This window comes from Nonomuraea sp. CA-141351, assembly GCF_050944675.1.
GTDB lineage: Bacteria > Actinomycetota > Actinomycetes > Streptosporangiales > Streptosporangiaceae > Nonomuraea.
The window spans coordinates 1,700,471-1,719,214 of the sequence record NZ_CP191982.1 but is presented as its reverse complement, the minus strand read 5'-3'; the positions used below and the strand labels follow the sequence as shown (position 1 = coordinate 1,719,214).

The window sequence follows — 18,744 nt, the reverse complement described above, 5'->3', positions numbered from 1 at the left end:
GCCGAGGATCCCGCGTGCGGCAACGGCCGCCGCCGCACAACAGCCGGTGAAGAAGCGAGTTGGCCACCGCAATGAATCGGAAGGAACACGGACATGGGCCTGGCACGTCGGGTCGACGTCACCGCTTCGGCCATGGCGGCGCCGGATACGGCACAGCATTCGGCGCCAACTCGCAAGCGCCGGAAGTCACAGATCGGACTGGCGTTCATAGCGCCTTTTGGGGCGCTGTTCGCGCTCGTGTTCATCGTGCCCATCCTGTACGCCGCCTACCTCAGCCTCTTCCAGGAGAAGCTCATCGGGGGCAACACCTTCGTCGGATTCGCCAACTACGGCAAGCTGCTCCACGATCCGCAGTTCTGGGACGGGGTGGGACGCGTCTTCCGGTTCACGCTCGTCCAGGTACCGATCATGCTGATCTTCGCCATGGCGCTGGCGCTGGCGCTGGACTCCATGCGCGTGCACGGCACCAAGTTCCTGCGGGTGACGATCTTCCTCCCCTATGCGGTGCCGGCGATCGTGGCGACCCTCATGTGGGGATTCCTGCTGGGAGTCAAGTACGGCCTGTTCGGCAGCCTCAACGACGCCCTGGGCACGGACATCAATCCCTTCGCCCCCGGTACCACGCTCATCTCCATCGGGCTGATGGTGACGTGGGCGTTCACCGGCTTCAACATGCTCATCTTCTACGCCGCGCTCAAGGCCATCCCCCGCGAACTGTACGAGGCGGCCGCAATCGACGGGGCGAACGAGTTCCAGATCGTCCGCGCGATCAAGCTGCCGGCACTCCGCGGATCCCTGGTCGTCACGATCATCTTCTCGATCATCGGCACGTTCCAGATGTTCAACGAACCGCAGATCCTGCCCTCGATGGTGGCCAACAGCGGCGTCACCACCTTCTACACGCCCAACCTGTACGCGTACAACCTGGCCTTCACCGGCTCCCAGCAGGGCTATGCGGCAGCACTCGCGCTCGTCATGGCAGCGATCACGATCTCCGTCGCCTACGCCGTCCAGATCAGAGGGTTGAGGAATGCATCCGACCAGTAGCCGGCGAGCCGAGGCCGGTAAAGCCTCCGGCACGCAGATCCGTCATTCCGGTCGCAGCCGCCGGCTCTACACGGTGGAGAATCCCAAGAAGAGCACGACTCTCACCGTGATGACGGGTCTGTTCACCCTGTACTGCCTGCTGCCCCTCGTGTGGCTGGTCATCAACGCGACCAAGTCGCAGGCCGACTTCGTGTCGTCGTTCGGGCTCGCGCCCGGTCGCGAGTTCGCCCTGTGGGACAACATCGTGCAGGTGTTCAGCTACCAGGACGGGATCTTCTCCCGGTGGCTTCTCAACACCGTTCTCTACGTCGTCGTGGGTGCGACCGTGTCGACCTTCCTGGCCGCCCTCGGCGGGTATGCCCTCGCGAAGCTCGACTTCAGGGGCAAGCGGGTGTTCCTGCTGGTCGTACTGGGATCGATCTCGGTCCCCGGTATCGCCCTGGCAATCCCCCAGTTCCTGCTGTTCGCGCACGTCGGCATGACCAATACCCCGTGGGCGGTTCTCATTCCGTCCTTCATCAACCCGTTCGGGTTGTACCTGATGTGGGTATTCACGGCCGAAGCCGTACCGACTGGCCTGATCGAGGCTGCGAAGATCGACGGCGCCGGGGAGTTCAGGACCTTTCTCCAGATTGCGCTTCCGCTGCTCGCGCCGGCAAGCGTGACCGTCTTGCTCTTCTCGTTCGTATCAATCTGGAACAACTACTTCCTGCCGTTGATCATGCTCAAGAATCCCGACTGGTATCCGTTGACCGTCGGAATCAATCAGTGGAACAAACTGGGCTCGTCGGCCGGGAACGGCGCCCTCATCCAGAATCTCGTGATCACGTCCGCGCTGCTGACAATCGTCCCGTTGATCATCGCGTTTCTCAGCCTGCAGCGGTACTGGCAGTCAGGCTTGTCGCTGGGCGCCATCAAGGGCTAGAAGCGACATGCCGGCGGCCTGACATCTGACCTGGCATCCGCATCCCGCGGCGTCGCACGACTTCTCCCCCGTGGCGGTCTCGCGTTCGGGAACGTCACGGAGGCCGGCGTGCGGCGCCGTCGACCATCTCCCACCCGTAGACATTTTTGTGAAGAGAAGTGAGACCATGACGAGCGACGGTGTGTTCGAACCCCGACTCCAGATAGACGGTGGACAATGCCACGAGAGTGCGCTCCCGCACGTCTGGAGCAGGTGTATCGGCGCCGGACGGGCGAACGAGGCACTGCGCGCGGACTGGCAACAACAATTCGCCGAGGTCGTCGCCGCATGCGGGATCCAGTACATCCGCTTTCACGGCGTCTTTCACGATGACATGTTCGTGTACCGGGAGAGCTACGGCAGCGGTTTCGGCCCGAACGTACGCCTTTCCTCGCCCGCGTACACGTTCAGCTATGTGGACAAGGTGTTCGACTTCATTGTGGACTGCGGCGTCCGTCCATTCGTCGAGCTGGGCTTCATGCCGCGCGAGCTGGCGACGGAGACTGAGACGGTGTTCTGGTGGGGCGCTCACTGCAGCCCGCCCAAGGACATGGCGCGCTGGGTCGAGCTGGTCACGAGGTCGGTCGAGCACTGGATCGACCGGTACGGCCTCGCCGAGGTGCGCGAGTGGCGATTCGAGGTGTGGAACGAGCCGAACCTGGTTCCCCACTTCTGGACCGGGACGAAAACCGAGTACTTCGAGCTCTACGAGCACACCGTGAGGGCGATCAAAAAGATCGATCCCGCGTTGAAGGTGGGCGGGCCCGCAACGAGCGTCTTCGTGCCCGACGACCGCTACAAGGGCGAAGTCGAGGACCGCCCCGCGATGCACGAGACGGCCACCGCGGCCGACGTGGACGGGCTCGACTGGCGCCCGGTGTGGATCGAGGACTTCATCGCCTGGTGCGCGGAGCGCGAACTCCCGATCGACTTCGTCTCGACGCACCTGTACCCCACCGACTTCGCGTTCGGCGCCAACGGCGAGGGGGTGCATATCACCCGGTACGCCGATGCGACGTTCGACGACCTGACCCTCCTTCGCAAGCTCGTGAAGAACAGCCCGTATCCCGATGCGGAGATCCACATCACAGAGTGGTCGACGTCGCCGTCGGCCCGCGACTTCATCCACGACACGTTGTTCGCGGCGACCTATATCACGCGGTCGTACCTGAAGTGCGCCACCGTCGCCGACTCGATCGCCTACTGGACTTTCACGGACGTGTTCGAGGAGGGAGGCGCCGGGATGGGACCGTTTCACGGCGGGTTCGGCCTCATGAACGAGGGCGGCATTCACAAGCCCACATTCCACGCGTTCACGATGCTGGAACGGCTCGGCGACCGGCTGCTCCTCGCGACGTCCGACGGCGTCGTGACCCGTGACAGCCGGACGTCCGCTCTGTCGGCAGTGTTCTTCAACTACCCCGAGGACATGGCCATGAGGGGTGTCGCCTCGCAGAACTCGTACCCGGCGACACGCGCGCTGGCCGAGATGGGGCCGAGCCGGAGGATCCACCACTCGATCGGCGGGCTTGAACCGGGCACCACCTTCCTCGTCGAGATCGTGGACTGGGAGCACGGGAACGCCGCCGAGGCCTGGTACGGGCTCGGGTCACCCCTCAACCCGTCCCGGGCCGAGAGCGAGTACCTGAGCAGAGTCGCCGACTCGCTCCTCAGGTTCACGCTGACCGTGCCGGACACCGGTGTGCTGGACCTCGATGTAGAACTCGCGCCGTGGGCGGTGATGTCGTTGAGGCAGTCGGCCTGACCCGTGGAATTCGACGCCGCCCGGGCCGCCACCTCGTGGGCGCCGTTGCCGAGCGGGACGAACTGCTCGCCGCCGGTGTTGGGTGCACCGCCGCAACGGTGCACCCATGACGGCCATTCATGGCGCCGTCGCGCGGGCCAGAGCGCGCGTTCGGGCTCATGGGTTCGGGTGGGAGTGGACGTCGGCTAGGCACCGGCGGCGTTGAACCTCCACCAGTTCACATTGAACAGGTAACCGCTTCCGCCGGTGAACTTGAGGTACAGATCGTGTGTTCCTGTCGCCCCGCTCACCGGGCAGGAGACGTTCGCCCAGGTCTGCCAACCACCGGTGCCGGGGACATCGCACGTTCCCATCAGTGTGCCGTTCAGGCCGTCCCGGCGAAGCTCAATTTTGCCGCCGCTGGTTGCCGAGGCCACCCTCGCATCGAACGACGTCGCGCCGGCGCCGAAGGCGACGCCCTTGACCTTGATCGAGTCGCCGTTCTCGATCCACCCCACATTCATGCCGCCTTCGCCGGCGGGCTCCGTCTCGACGCCGGACTCCCAGGCGATCGTTTCCGCCTCCTGGCGGACGTAGGGATTCAGGGTGCCCACCTGAGGCGCCCCCGTCGTCGTCATGTTGATGGTCGGGATGGTGCCGTCGGCGTTGTAGGTGAACTTCTCCACGGCCACCGAACGGGTGAATCCACCGCCACCCGGCAGCGCGCCGTTGTGGTAGAAGAAGTACGAACCTCCCTGGAAATCGATGACGCCCGGGTGGTTGGTGAAGCTGCTGCCCTGCGTAGGCATGATCGTCCCCCGATAGGTCCATGGTCCGGTGGGACCGGGGGCCGTCGAATACGCGATGAACTCAGAGCAGCATTTCGCCGCGAACACGATGTAGTACAGGCCGTTGCGCTTGTAGACCCAGGGCCCCTCTTCGAACAGGGTCGGACGGTTCGCATCCCCGGTGCGCGTGCCGAACCCCGCGGTGGTGAGGGATATCTGGGTCGGGCTGCCGGAATAGGAGATCATATCGGCGTTCAGCTTCACGTACCACAGGTGCGGGTTGCCCCAGTACAGATAGGCCTGCCCGTTGTCGTCGATGAAGACTGTGGGGTCGATCTCGCCGTTCTCGACCAGCGGGTGTCCGAGGGCGTCCTTGAACGGCCCGGTAGGGCTGTCCGAGACCGCCACCCCGATGGCCATCCGGCCGGTCGCCCGGTTGGTCGTCGGGACATACCAATAGAACTTGCCGTTACGGTAGATGGTCTGGCCCGCCCATGCGTCGGACTTCGCCCAGCTGAAGGTGGCGACGCTCAGCGGGGAGCCGTGGTCGGTCCAGTTCACCATGTCGGTGGATGACCAGACTCGCCATTCCTTCATGGTGAAGTACGTCGAGCCGTCTTCATCATGCCCCGTGTACAGGTACACCCGGCCGTTGTACACAAGCGGAGCCGGGTCAGCGGTGTATATGGTCTGGACGATCGGGTTGTCGGCCCTGGCCGCAGTGGCGGGAAAGAATGCCGCGATGCTGAGCAGGACCGCCATCCACGCGATTCTGCGCCAGGCCTTGATGTTGGCGGGTAACTGAAATGCCGATCTCACGATCACTCCTGAGACAGTGCGGATGTTCGGGATGTGAAACCTCGCCTCGGCCCGCTCCTGAATGACGCCACCGGTCCTTACGGTGCGTCGGGCCGCGGGGCGGCTTCGGATCGAGTGGCTGGGGCACCTTCGCCGGCTCAGGTGCGGGTCCAGCGTTGGTTGGCGCCGCCGTTGCACGACCAGATGGTCAGCTTGGTGCCGTTGGCGGTGGCGTTGTTCGGCACGTCCAGGCACTTGTTCGCCCCGACGGCGGTGATGGTGCCGTCGGAGTTGAAGCGCCACTGCTGGTTGTCCTGGCCGTTGCAGTCCCAGATGATGACGTTGGTGCCGTCGGCGGTCCCCCGGTTGTACACATCCAGACACTTGCCGCCGTAGACCCGCAACTCACCGCCCGCGGTCGGCGTCCACTGCTGATTCGCCTGGCCGTTGCAGTCCCAGATCTGCACCTGCGTGCCGTTGGTCTGCGAAGAGTTCAGGACGTCGAGACACCTGCCCGACCCCGCACCCCTGATCGCGCCCGTGGACGGGGGCGTGACGATGCCCCCTCCGGTCACGACATACATGGCCGCCGCGTGCCCGGGGACCGACGCACTGATCGTCCCGGACGAGGAGAACGTCGTGTGCGCCCACAGGTCGCGCACCGAGTAGGAGGACGCGGACCCCAGCCCCAGGGCAGAGGCGGTGGTGGAGACCGTCGAGGTCGACGTGCCCCGGTTGAGCAGCACAGTCGCGACCGAGCCGTTCGACATCGGCTTGCGCCAGACCTCAAGGTTGCCGTTGTCGCTGATCTTGTGGCCCTGCCTGCCGCCCCAGTCCTGGTTGACCGCGATGACCTCGGTGTTGGTGAGGATCGTGCGCGTATCGGCGCTCATCGTGCGGATGTCGTTTCCGGCGACGAGCGGCGCGTTCAGCAGCGACCACAGGCTGAAGTGCGCGCGGCCCTCGGTCCCCGTCACCCCGCCGACGCCCACCTCCAACATGTCGGGGTCGTTCCACCCGCCTGGGCCCGAGTAAGCGTCGAGCCCGACCTGCTGGTCCAGGATGCCCGTGATCGAGTTCCAGTTCGCCGCGATATCGCCGGTGTTGCGCCAGGAGTTGCCCACAGGCATCCCCCAAGTCCACACGCTCTCCTGGCCCCAGTTGCACAGGCTGTACACGATCGGACGCCCGGTCGCGGCCAACGCGTCACGCATGGCCGTGTACCGCTGCTGCCCGTTCAGGCCCTGGTGGTCGCCGCAGTTGTCGTACTTCAGGTAGTCGATCCCCCAGGACGCCCACAAAGCGGCGTCCCGCCGCTCGTTGCCCAGGCTGGCCGGGTACCCGGCGCACGTCGTGGTTCCGGCCGAGGAGTAGATGCCGAGCTTGAGCCCTTTGGAGTGGACGTAGTCGGCCAGGGCCTTGATGCCGTTGGGGAACTTCTGTGGATCCGGAACCAGGTCACCGTTGGAGTTGCGGCTTTTGGTGGACCAGCAGTCGTCGATGTTGACGTAGGTGTAGCCCGCCGCCGCCATGCCACTGGAGACCATGGCGTCGGCCGTCTGACGGATCAGGCCGTCGTTGACGTTACAGCCGAAGCTGTTCCAGTCGTTCCAGCCCATCTGGGGCGTGCGGGCCAGGCCGTTGTCCAGGGCGGCGACGGGCGACGTCTCACCGCCGATCGCTACGATGGACGCGGCTGCAAGCACCGCCGCCAGCGCTAAGCCAAGAATTCTGCGCATCTGATTCCTCTACCTACCGGGGTGTCGGGGAGATCTCCGGGCGATCCGCCGCGGGTTCTGCAAGGTTCACCTGGAGGCTGGGGCGCGCTGCCCTCGCTCATTGCGGGCGCTCCCTTGTCGGGTCAGGGAGTGGTCAAACGGAGGCGGACGACCGCCCCGTCGTTCCGTCAGCGAGCGGGTCGAATCGATTCGTAAGGTTCGCGGTATCACACTGAACCTCAACCTTCTCTTCAACGAACGCGTGTGGCAGGGATCCTGGCGCACCTGATGCGGTCGCATAGAACGCCAGGCATGGACGCCGAACAGCCGTACCCGCGCCGCATGGTGGACACGGTCGGGGACCGAGCCGATTCGGTACGCCGGCGGCTCCTCAACATGATCTGTTAGCGTTAACATCGCCTTGGCGAATCCGGTGCTCCTTCCGCTCAGGCCGGCTGAGGTGGTGGTGTGGCGGAGCAAATATGACGCGAGAAGATCCGTCAAGGGTCCGGCCCTTCTCTGCCACGGTTCCGCCGCGTGCCGAAGTGGCTTGATCTGGCCTGACCGGGTGCGGCCGCGTTGTCGCGGCGGGCCGAGGTGATGAAACGTTCATCCCGTGGCGGCATGGCATGACAGGGACGCACCAGCGCACAGGCCTCCCAGGTGTCACCATCCCATCGAACCGATTCGTCAGCGCCTTGACTTGTTTCGTGTTGATTTCCACACTTAGTCCGCAAGGCGGCTGGCTTCTGCCGGAATCGGTGGTGAGCGGCAGGAGCCCTCGGCTGTGATGTGTCCGGCGATGGACCGGTCGTGGATCACGAAGGTCTCCCCACATGTCTCTCATTGATCCAGCACTGGAGGTTCAGGCATGGGCGACGACGCCATATCCCGGATCGTGCCCGGCGATCATTCAGCCCGGACGGATGCGGCCGCACTTCCTCCTTGAGCCGGATGCCCAGTCGTCCGGGTACTGGAGCGATGGCAGCCACCTGCTGCTGTGACACATCACGACTGACTTCGCCAGGCGGGATTCACCAAGGCCTACGGCAACAGCACCGCGCCCATGGCGCTCGGCGCACACGCCGCGACGCAAGCAGGAAGGGCGTGGACCGGTACGGCCAAAGCGCTGATCCCACCATGCCCTGACAACGGTCCAGAACCGAACGGGGTGCGCGCTAAGCACTTCGAGTTCTCCGGCCTCGCCACCGCCGAAACGCCGCCATCGACTGAGGCCGGGCGACCGTCACATACCTCGTCGAAAGGAAATCTCCTCATGATCCGGCGAAGAACCACCAAGGCGCGCCTGGCCTCGGCCCTCGTGGTCGCACTGGTGACGGCCGCGATGGCCTTGATCGGCATCTCGCCGGCCCAGGCGGCTGTCGGGATCACGATCAACGGCGGCTCCGGCGGCCGAACCTTCGACGGCGTCGGCGCCATCAGCGGTGGCGGCGGAAACAGCCGCCTGCTCATCGACTACCCCGAGCCGCAGCGCGGCGAGATCCTCGACTACCTGTTCAAGCCCGGCTACGGCGCCGCCATGCAGATCCTCAAGGTCGAAATCGGCGGCGACACCAACTCCACGAGCGGCGCGGAGCCGAGCCACCGGCACACCTCCAGCGACCTGGACTGCAACCGCGGCTACGAATGGTGGCTGATGGAGCAGGCCAAGGCCCGCAACCCGAACATCAAGCTGGTCGGCCTCTCCTGGGGCGCTCCCGGCTGGCTCGGCAACGGCAACTTCTGGTCCCAGGACACCATCAACTATCTGGTCGACTGGCTCGGCTGCGCCAAGAACAGCCACGGGCTGACGATCGACTACCTGGGCGGCTGGAACGAAAAAGGCCGCGACCTGAACTGGTACGTCAACCTCAACACGGCGCTGGAGTCCCGCGGGTTCGGCAACGTCAAGATCATCGCCTCGGACGACTGGGGCTTCGGCGTGGCTGACGACGCCGCCGGCAACAGCGCCTTCCGCAACGCCGTGGATGTCTACGGCGCCCACTACGTGTGCGGCTATCGCGGCCCCCAGACCAGTTGCCCGAGCTCGACGACCGCCATCAACTCCGGCAAGACGCTGTGGGCCAGCGAGAACGGCTCCGACGACTACAACGACGGCGCCAAGGCGCTGGCCCGGGGCATCAACCGCGACTACATCGACGGCAAGATGACCGCCTACATCAACTGGCCGGTCATCGCGGCGATCCCGCCGAACCTGCCCTTCGCCACCATGGGCGTGGCCGTCGCGCCGCAGCCCTGGTCGGGTTACTACTCCATCGGCAAGAACGCCTGGGTGATGGCCCACACCACCCAGTTCACCGCGCCGGGCTGGAAGTATCTGGACGCCTCCACGGGCTACATCGGCGGCAATCGCAACAACGGCAGCTACGTGTCGCTGAAGTCGCCGACCACCTCCGACTACAGCGTCATCATCGAGACGATGGACGCCACCACGGCCCAGCAGCTGAACTTCACCCTCACTGGCGGCCTGTCCACCGGCGCTGTGCACGTCTGGGCGACCAACGTCAACTCGGGCAACCCCTCCGAGCACTTCGTCCGCACCGCCGACCTGACTCCCTCGGGTGGCGCGTTCTCACTTACGGTGCAGCCCGGCTACGTGTACTCGATCACCACGACCACCGGCCAAGGCAAGGGCACCGCCACCAGCCCTTCCCGCGGCTCGCTCGCCCTGCCGTACACCGACGGCTTCGACTCCTACGCCGTGGGCCGGGAGGCGAAGTACCTCATGGATCAGCAGGGCTCCTTCGAGGTGGCCACCTGCGGCGGCGGCCGGTCCGGCCGGTGCGTGCGCCAGATGGCCCCCCGCCAGCCGATCCTGTGGACGGGCGGTTCCGACCCGTACGCGCTCCTCGGCGACCTGGGGTGGAACAACTACACCGTCTCCGCCGACGTCCTGCTGGAGCAGAGCGGCTACGTCCAGCTGATCGGCCGGGCCGGCACCCAGCGCAGCTTCGGCCCGGCTGGACTGAACGCCTACTACTTCCGCGTCACCGACACCGGTGCCTGGCAGATCCAGCGCAACAACACCGACGCCGCCGTCACAACGCTGCGCAGCGGCACGGCCGCCGCGCTCGGCACCGGCCGCTGGCACACCCTCGCGCTCGGGTTCTCCGGCAGCACCATCACCGCCTCCATCGACGGCACCCAGGTGGGCTCGGTCACCGATGCCACCTGGGGTGCGGGCCAGGTCGGCGTCGGCACCGCCACCACCGAGACCGCCCAGTTCGACAACCTGAGCATCACCCCCGGTCAGGGCGGCGGCAACGGCGGCGTGCTGCGCGGACAGGCCTCCGGCCGATGCGTCGACGTGCCGAACCAGTCCCAGACCAACGGCACCCAGGTAGCACTGTGGGACTGCAACGGCGGCGCCAACCAGCAGTGGACGCTCACGTCCGCCAAACAACTCCAGGTATACGGCAACAAGTGCCTGGACGCCGAGAGCGCCGGGACGACCTCCGGCACCAGAGTCATCATCTGGGACTGCAACAGCGGGACCAACCAGCAATGGAACCTCAACGCCGACGGCACGGTGACCGGCGTCCAGTCCGGCCTGTGCCTGGACGCCAACGGCTCCGGCACCGCCAACGGCACCCCGATCGTCCTTTGGACGTGCAACGGCGGGACCAACCAGAAGTGGACCCGTAGCTGAGAGAGGGGCCGGTCACCGGCCTCGCGCCATCTTCCCCTTGAAGCTTTTCTCCAAGGTCGCCGCGGGCTACCCCTCTCCAACCGAAACCGCTGGTGAGCCAGCGGACGACACAGTCACCATCCCACCCCCAGGAGACAGCGTGTCACCCAACCAGCTGTCAACACTCCGTAGACGCACCGCCCTTGCCGGCACCGCTCTACTCACCGGAGCAGCCCTTCTCACCGCCCCCGCCCTGACCGGCTCGGCCATGGCCGCGCCCGCCGTCTACCAGCCGACGTGGGCGTCGGTGGACCAGCATCCGGCCGCCCCGGAATGGTTCCAGGACGCGAAGTTCGGCATCTACTGGCACTGGGGAGCCTTCGCCACCCCTCAGTACAGCAGCGAGTGGTATCCGCGCAACATGTACATCTCCGGGCAGGCCGCCAACACGTATCACAAGAACACCTACGGCGATCCCTCGATCTGGCCGTACAACAACTTCATCGACGGCGCCCGCGACAAGGCAGGCAACTGGGTGCAGTTCGCCCCACGTCTGAAGTCCGCGGGCGGCAACTTCGACCCCAACGAGTGGGCCCAACTGATCGCCGACTCCGGCGCCAAGTTCGCGGGTCCGGTGGCCGAGCACCACGACGGCTTCTCGATGTGGAACAGCCAGGTCAACGAGTGGAACTCGGCCGGCCGAGGCCCCAAGCTGGATTTGCTGCAGCTGTTCGCCAACGCGATCCGCGCCAAGAACATGAAGCTGCTGGTCTCGATGCACCACGCCTACAACTTCACCGGCTACTACGACCACGTGCCGACGCAGCCCACCACGTCGCTGAAGAAGCTCTACGGGCAGCTCGGCTCGGCCGCGGAGAACCAGCTCTGGTACGACAAGCTGAAGGAGGTCGTCGACAAGGCCCAGCCGGACATCTTGTGGCAGGACTTCAACCTCACCCGCGTCGACGAGTCGCAGCGGCTCAACTTCCTGTCGTACTACTACAACCAGGCAAACGCGTGGGGCAAAGAGGTCGTGGCCACCTACAAGGACGGCTTCAACAACAGAGGCGAGGTCTTCGACTACGAGCGCGGCGGCCCCGGCGACATCCAGTACCCCTACTGGCTGACCGACGACGCCATCAGCAGCTCGAGCTGGTCCTACACCAACGGGATCAGCTATTACAGCGCGCCCGCGATGCTCCACTCGCTGATCGACCGGGTGAGTAAGAACGGCAACATGCTGCTCAACATCTCGCCCATGATCGACGGCACGATTCCCCAGGGCCAGAAAGACGTGCTGAACGCCTTCGGCACCTATCTGAGGCGCAATGGCGAGTCGATCTACTCCACCCGGGCGTGGACCACCTACGGCGAAGGCCCTACCAAGATGGGCGGCGGCTCGTTCACCACACCACGTGCCGGCACGGCGCAGGACATCCGCTACACCCGCAGCAAGGACAACACCGTCCTGTACGCGACCGTGCTCGGATGGCCCGGCAACGGCGCGACACTCAACCTCGCCTCGCTGGGCACCGGCAAGGTCGACCTGGCGAACCTCGACAAGGTGGAGATGATCGGCGACACGGCAGGCACGTACATCAATCTGCCGACGCGCGGACAGGACTCCAGCGGCCTGCACGTCACGCTGCCGAGCCAGCCATACTCCGCGCTCGCGTACGTCGTGAAGCTCACCTTCAACGGGCAGATCAACTCGGGCGGCGGGTCCGCCGCGGCGCTGCGCAACGTCAACGCCAACCGGTGCCTCGACGTCCCGAACTCTTCGCAGACCAACGGCACGCAGGTGCAGATCTGGGACTGCAACGGTCAGTCGAACCAGCAGTGGACGTCGACCGCCGCGGGTGAGCTGCGGGTGTACGGCGGCAAGTGCCTGGATGTGAACGGGGCGGGGACGGCGGACGGCACCGCGGTGATCATCTGGGACTGCAACGGCCAGAGCAACCAGAAGTGGCGACTCAACGCCGACGGCACCATCACCGCGGTCGGAGCGAACAAGTGCCTCGACGTGCCGAACAGCGCCACCGCCAACGGCACCAAGCTGACCATCTGGACCTGCAACGGCGGCGCCAACCAACGCTGGACCCGCACCTGACATACCGAGCGTCTTCGCCGAATCCGGGCGACCGGCCCCGGGTTCGGCGAAGACGCCGGTTCACCCCCCAAGGAGGAGAACCATGCAGCCTTCATCCGTTCCCCGGCGGCGCCTACCGGCGGCCGTCGCCGCTTGCGTGGTGGCGATGCTTGCCACGATGCTGGCGACCGCGCTGACCTGGACAATGCCGGCGTCGGCTGCGTCGGCGCCGCTGGTGAGCGCCGCTTCGGGACGTTGTCTGGACGTCAAGGGCAATGTCGACACGCCGGGCGCCGGGCTGGATATCTGGGACTGCACCGGCATGGCCAACCAGTCGTTCGAGTTCACCGCCGCAGGCGAACTGCGGACGTTGAACGGTACGCGGTGCGTGGACGCCTACGGAAACCAGACCGCACCCGGCACGCAGGTGATCATCTGGTCGTGCAACGGTCAGGCCAACCAGAAGTGGCGGCAGAACTCCGACGGCTCCATCACCGGCATCCAGTCGAGCCTGTGCCTGGACGTCAACCAGGCCGGCACCGCCAACGGCACCGCCGTCATCCTGTGGACCTGCAACGGGCAGGCCAACCAGAAGTGGAACACCACCACAGGTCCCCCGAGTGGCACGCGCCCATGCGACATCTACGCTTCGGGGGGTACACCCTGTGTGGCCGCGCACAGCACGGTTCGGGCGCTCTACGGCTCGTACAACGGCAACCTCTACCAGGTCAGGCGCTCCTCCGACAACACGACCAGGAACATCGCCGTCCTGACCGCGGGCGGCTCCGCCGACGCCTCCGCCCAGGACTCGTTCTGCGCCGGTACCTCCTGTGTCGTCACCGTCGTCTACGACCAGTCCGGGAGAGGGAACGACCTGTGGTACCAGGGATCCAGCGTGGTCCCCGGCTCACCCCAGAGCAAGCCCGCGACCGCGACCTCCGAGTCGCTGACGGTCGGGGGAAACAAGGCGTACTCGCTGTACATCAACCCTGGCAACAGTTACTGGAGGGACGGCCACCTGACGGGTGTCCCGACCGGCAGCGCACCCGAGGGCATGTACATGGTGACCAGCGGCACGCACGTCAACAGCGGCTGCTGCTTCGACTATGGCAACAGCGAGACGACGCGTAAGGCTGACGCCGCTGGAGCCATGGACGCGATCAACTTCAGCAGGCAATGCTGGTTCGGCGGATGCTCCGGAACCGGCCCCTGGGTCCAGGCGGACCTGGAGTGGGGGCTGTTCCCGGGGGGCAGCCAGTCCTGGAACCCGAACCAGCGGGCTTTCACCAGCAAGTTCGTCACAGCGACGCTCAAGAACAACGGGACGTCGCGATTCGCGATCAAGGGGAGCGACGCGCAGTCGGGCGGCCTCTACACCCTTTACGACGGCTCGCTGCCCCCGGGATACAGCCCGATGAAGAAGCAGGGGGCCATCGTCTTGGGAAGCGGCGGCGACTGCTGCAAGCCCGACGGCGGCGCCAACCTCAGCGCTGGAACCTTCTACGAAGGAGCCATGGTCTCGGGTTACCCGTCCGACGCGACCGAGAACGCGGTGCAGGCCAACATCGTCTCCGCCGGCTACCGCTGATCCGGGCCGCCCCCGATCCACGAACCCGCGGGCGGCGCCTTCATCAACTCGAACGTCGGCCCACTTGGTTCCTCACGAACCGGTGGCCGACGTTCGGGCCGGTGCGGGAGGCGGTTCGGAATCACCTCCACGTACATGACGACACGCCACTGACATGAATGATCACGAGACCCAGGCGCGGGCGAAACGATTCGGCACCGGACATCTGGGATTGATTCCGACCCGCCCACAGAGCTGAGCCGCTCGCATGTGAGCACAACATCCCCTAGTGAGGAGTCCGAGATGAACGTCTGCAGGCGGCACAGAAGCCGCCGCGCGATCGCCGCCTTCCTTGCCGTCGGCGCACTCGTCGCCGGCCCCGTCATGACGGCCGCCACGCCGGCCCTGGCCGCCGACGAGGCCATCACCATCGACTTCTCCGTCGGCGGTGGCTCTCCGACCTACCGCGCCTCCGGGTGGATCTACGGCATGACCGAGAACGCGTCGGCGCCGCCGGACCGCTTCTACACCGATGTGAAGTTCCGGTACATGCGCGCTGGCGGGGCACAGCTCGACAGCCCGGGCGGCTGGGTGTCGGGCAAGTACGACCGCCGGTGGAACGCCACCCGCGCTCAGCTGCTGCGCACCCGATCGCTGGGCGGGGAGTTCATCCTGCTCGTCCACGACCTGTGGGGTGCCGACGGCTATCCGATCTCGCGCTTCCCCGGCGACAACGGTGACTGGACCGACTACGACAACTTTCTCACCCGCCTGATCAACGACGTACGGGCGACGGGCGCCACCGTACAGTGGGACCTCTGGAACGAGCCCAACATCACCTTGTTCTGGAACCGCCCCCAATCCCAGTACTTCGAGATGTGGCGGCGCGCCTACCAGCGCATCCGGGCCGCGTTCCCGACGCATCTCATCGTCGGGCCGAGCTGCGCATGCGTACCTTCGACCACCCACCCGTTCTGGAACCAGTATCTGGACTACGTCAAGACCAACAACGTGGTCCCCGACATCATCAGCTGGCACTCCCTGCCCGGCGACCCGGTCGCCAACGTGGCGGCGGCGGACACCACGCTGAACTCCCGCGTCATCCCGCACCCGCGCCCGTACCAGATCAACGAGTACGGGGCGTCCAACGAGCAGAACCCAGGTGACGGATCCTGGTACATCGCACGCCTGGAAAGGGCCGGCGCCGACGGCCTGCGCGCCAACTGGGCGGGCGGAGGAAACCTGCACAACGACCTCGCCAACCTGCTCGTCCGCAACTCGGCGGGCGAGTACCAGCCGAAGGGCGAATGGTGGGTCTACCACTTCTACGGCTCTCAGACCGGCCAGATCGCGTCCGTCACCCCCAGCTCCTCATACGACGCGTTCGCCACCAAGGCGGCCGGAACGGCCAAGATCCTGGTCGGCGGTGGCACCACGACCGGCAACATCGCCGTCAACCTGCGGCGCCTCGACACCACGAGCGGTATCGTGCAGAACAATCAGGTAAGAGTCGTCGCCGAGCGCATCCCCTACAACGGCGGCGGCGCCGTCCAAAGTCCGGCCACCGTCCAGAACTCCGTGGTGACCCTGTCCGGCAACGACACGACGGTCAACCTACCGCACACCGCCATCGACGACACCTACACCATCACGCTCCTGCCTCCCACGAACCCCGGCCCTGGCGGCGGGTCGACGTCGGTGTTGCGCAACGTCAACGCCGGCCGGTGCCTGGACGTCCCGAACGCCAGCACGGTCAACGGCACCCAGCTCCAGCTCTGGGACTGCGGCGGCGGCAACAACCAGCAGTGGACCCTCACCTCGTCCAAGCAGTTGCAGGTGTACGGCAACAAGTGCCTGGACGCCAAGGGGCAGGGCACCGGCAACGGCACCCAGGTGATCATCTGGGACTGCAACGGGCAGGCGAACCAGCAGTGGAACGTCAACAGCGACGGCACCATCACCGGCGTGCAGTCCGGCCTCTGCATGGAAGCGAGCAACTTCGCGACCGCGAACGGGACCAAGGTGCAGCTGTGGTCCTGCACCGGCACGACCAGCCAGAAATGGACAAAGAGCTGACCCGATGGCCGGCGGGGATCACCGGACTGTGACCGGCGAAAGCCCCGCAGGCCCGCTCTTCCATACGAACTCCTCGCCGAGCACCCTGCCCTCACCGCCATCGCCACCATCAACGAGGCGGCCATGCCCGGCCTCTACCGCGGGCTCGAGCAGGCCGGCCTCGCGGTGCCGAGGGGCTTCTCCATCGCCGGCGTCGCCGCACGGCACCTGGCCGAGAACCTGAATCCTCCGCTCACCGCGGCCGACATGCCCGCCGACGAGCTCGGCACCCGCGCCGTCGAGCTGCTCATCGAGCGCATCGCCGATCCCGACACTCCGCACCGCGATCTCCTCCTCGCCCCGCCCATCTCCCTCCGCGGGACCACCGCACCCGCGCGCCCCGCGACTCCCTGCCCTCCTGACGAGGGGCGGCTTCGCGCCGAGCCCGCGTCCAGTGCCCGCCTGCGGGCACGTGTTCGCCCCGGTCGCGGCGCCCCACTGGTGACGAGGGTGCCGCGGCCGGGGCCGGCGCGTCGCCGCGCCGTCATCTGATCAGGAGGCGCTGCAGGAGAGAGCGGGTGTGGCCGCTGTGCCGTTGGCGGTGAAGCCGAACGTGGTGGCGCCGTTGGCCGCGACCGAGCCGTTGTAGGACTCGTTGCGGACGCTGACATCGGCTCCGGAGCCGGAGCGAATGCCGTTCCACAGGCTGCCGATCGTCTGCCCGCCGGACCAGGTCCAGCTGACCGTCCAGCCGTTGATGGCGCTGGTGCCCGCTCGGACGGTGACGGTGGACTGGAAGCCGCCGGGCCAGGAGTTCACCGTCTCGATCGTGGCCGCGCATCCACCGGGCACCGGGGTCGGGGTCGGGGTCGGGGTGGGGGTGGGAGTGGGAGTGGGAGTGGGAGTGGGGGTGGGCGTCGGGCCGCTTGCGAACTGGGAGAAGAACTTCCACACTTCTCCCTTGGTCCAGGTCGTGATGCCGCTCTCGTTGTAGGTCCCGTCCACTGGACCCGGCATGTGACCGTTGTCGAACGCCGCCCAGACGACCGGGTACCCGGCCCGGCATCCCGAGTAGGCGGTGATGATGTGCGTCCGGCTGCCCGAACTCGGCTCGCTCGGGTTCTGTGCGGTGCACCCGTTGTTCCGGACGAACCGGTCACGCAGCGAGCGTCCCTGCGAGATGTCGAGCACGGTGTCCCCGATGCCGTGGAGCCCCATGTAGGCGATGGGTTGAGTGCCGCCGCTGCATCCGCTGAGCTGGGCGCCGGAGAAGACCGCGACCGCGCGGAAGACGTTCGCCCGGGCGCACGCGATCGCGTAACTCATGGCGCCGCCGTAGCTGAAACCGGTGGCGAAGAGCTGCGAGGTGTCGACACAGAGATCTGCTTCGATGAGCCTGATCATGTCGTCGACGAAAACCAGGTCCTCTCCTCCGGAGTTGGCCCAGCCGTTGTTGAAGCCCTGGGGCGCGACAAAGATCGCGCCGTTGTTCGACAATTGCCTGAGTCCGTAGAAGGACCAGGGGTAGCCACTGGTTCCGCCCGAGTCGACGTCGACGGCCGTGCCGCCCAGCCAATGGAACCCGAAAATCAACCGGTAGGGCGTGTTGTTCTGGTAGTTGTCGGGAAGCCGCAGGATGAAGGAGCGATTCTTGCCGCTGGTCTGAATCGACTGTGTACCGCTCCTCAACGTCGGCGTCTTGCCGCAACCGGCAGTCGCCGCAAGGGTGCCGGCCGTGGATGACGCGGCTCCGCCGAGACTTTTGCTCAACGCCGAGTGACCCATGGCCATGACGAGAAGCACCGCGACTGCGATCGCTCCTAATAAGGATCTGCGCCTTAACATCACAGAACTCCCTCCGTGGCTGGAATATGAAGGCATCTGGATGGCGAAACCATTTAGCCGTGACGCAGCGGAGCAAATATGACGGTGACAGACCTGTCAAGGAAACGGTCTTTCTCCTGGCGACGCTCGTCCGCGACGCCCCATTCCCTCGGCTTCTGACCAGGGAAGCGCTCGCAACTGCCCTGATGGCCCGGGTGAAAGTTTCAGCGAATCGATTCGCCAAGATCGTCGACTGCTGCCGGAGACGACTGAGCAGTCCGTCATGGTCCCACGGAGCATCCCCGGTGGCGCGAATCACCGCCCCCAGCGCACCCCGCGCGAATCGATACACAGATCGGGCGCCCCCTGCGCGGAGTAAGACAGGCCACCGCCCGCACCAGCGGCCTCGACGACCTGCTCCACCGAAACCGCTCAGTCCCTCGGCGGTGCCGTGCTCTCGCGGACCGTGAGGGTTGTCGCGATCTCCAGTCCGACCTGGGG

Annotated in this window: 10 protein-coding genes and 1 pseudogene; 8 read left to right on the top strand and 3 right to left on the bottom strand. The window is 66.1% G+C overall.

All coding sequences use genetic code 11. From position 1 onward, the window contains the following. The first annotated feature begins 93 nt into the window (after positions 1-93). From ACQPWU_RS08600 to ACQPWU_RS08590, 3 genes are all read left to right on the top strand, one after another. Positions 94-1,047 (top strand): carbohydrate ABC transporter permease, encoded by a 954-nt coding sequence (locus ACQPWU_RS08600; protein ID WP_433438234.1) that lies wholly within the window; start codon positions 94-96, stop codon positions 1,045-1,047. After that, complete coding sequence (locus tag ACQPWU_RS08595) at positions 1,031-1,972, top strand: carbohydrate ABC transporter permease (RefSeq protein WP_433438233.1); 942 nt, start codon at positions 1,031-1,033, stop codon at positions 1,970-1,972. The genes ACQPWU_RS08600 and ACQPWU_RS08595 overlap by 17 nt, the downstream gene beginning before the upstream one ends. A 166-nt stretch (positions 1,973-2,138) precedes the next feature. Next, a complete protein-coding gene (locus ACQPWU_RS08590) occupies positions 2,139-3,776 on the top strand; it encodes a GH39 family glycosyl hydrolase (protein WP_433438232.1) in 1,638 nt (545 codons plus the stop codon). A gap of 185 nt (positions 3,777-3,961) precedes the next feature. Here the strand turns inward: ACQPWU_RS08590 and ACQPWU_RS08585 are convergent, their stop codons facing one another. After that, positions 3,962-5,305, bottom strand: coding sequence for a glycoside hydrolase family 43 protein (locus tag ACQPWU_RS08585; RefSeq protein WP_433438231.1), 1,344 nt, complete (start codon positions 5,303-5,305; stop codon positions 3,962-3,964). Between the two features lie 194 nt (positions 5,306-5,499). Next, the gene (locus ACQPWU_RS08580; RefSeq protein ID WP_433438230.1) at positions 5,500-7,080 is read right to left on the bottom strand and encodes a lectin; all 1,581 of its coding nucleotides are present in this window, start codon (positions 7,078-7,080) and stop codon (positions 5,500-5,502) included. Positions 7,081-8,335: 1,255 nt separating this feature from the next. Here ACQPWU_RS08580 and ACQPWU_RS08575 point away from each other — a divergent pair. From ACQPWU_RS08575 to ACQPWU_RS08555, 5 genes and pseudogenes are all read left to right on the top strand, one after another. After that, positions 8,336-10,729 carry a ricin-type beta-trefoil lectin domain protein gene (locus ACQPWU_RS08575; RefSeq protein ID WP_433438228.1) on the top strand — a complete coding sequence of 798 codons (2,394 nt, stop codon included), beginning with the start codon at positions 8,336-8,338 and terminating at the stop codon, positions 10,727-10,729. 139 nt (positions 10,730-10,868) lie between these two features. After that, entirely contained in the window at positions 10,869-12,818 is a 1,950-nt protein-coding gene (locus ACQPWU_RS08570) for a lectin (protein ID WP_433438227.1), read from the top strand. Between the two features lie 82 nt (positions 12,819-12,900). Then, complete coding sequence (locus ACQPWU_RS08565; RefSeq protein ID WP_433438226.1) at positions 12,901-14,385, top strand: arabinofuranosidase catalytic domain-containing protein; 1,485 nt, start codon at positions 12,901-12,903, stop codon at positions 14,383-14,385. Between the two features lie 282 nt (positions 14,386-14,667). Next, positions 14,668-16,440 carry an RICIN domain-containing protein gene (locus ACQPWU_RS08560; protein WP_433438224.1) on the top strand — a complete coding sequence of 591 codons (1,773 nt, stop codon included), beginning with the start codon at positions 14,668-14,670 and terminating at the stop codon, positions 16,438-16,440. A gap of 75 nt (positions 16,441-16,515) precedes the next feature. Next, positions 16,516-16,971: pseudogene (locus ACQPWU_RS08555) on the top strand (substrate-binding domain-containing protein); the annotation flags it as partial. On the opposite strand, the gene ACQPWU_RS08550 reads toward ACQPWU_RS08555, so the two are convergent. Then, positions 16,972-18,108, bottom strand: coding sequence for a cellulose binding domain-containing protein (locus tag ACQPWU_RS08550; protein ID WP_433438223.1), 1,137 nt, complete (start codon positions 18,106-18,108; stop codon positions 16,972-16,974). It abuts the pseudogene before it with no gap. Positions 18,109-18,744 lie beyond the last annotated feature (636 nt).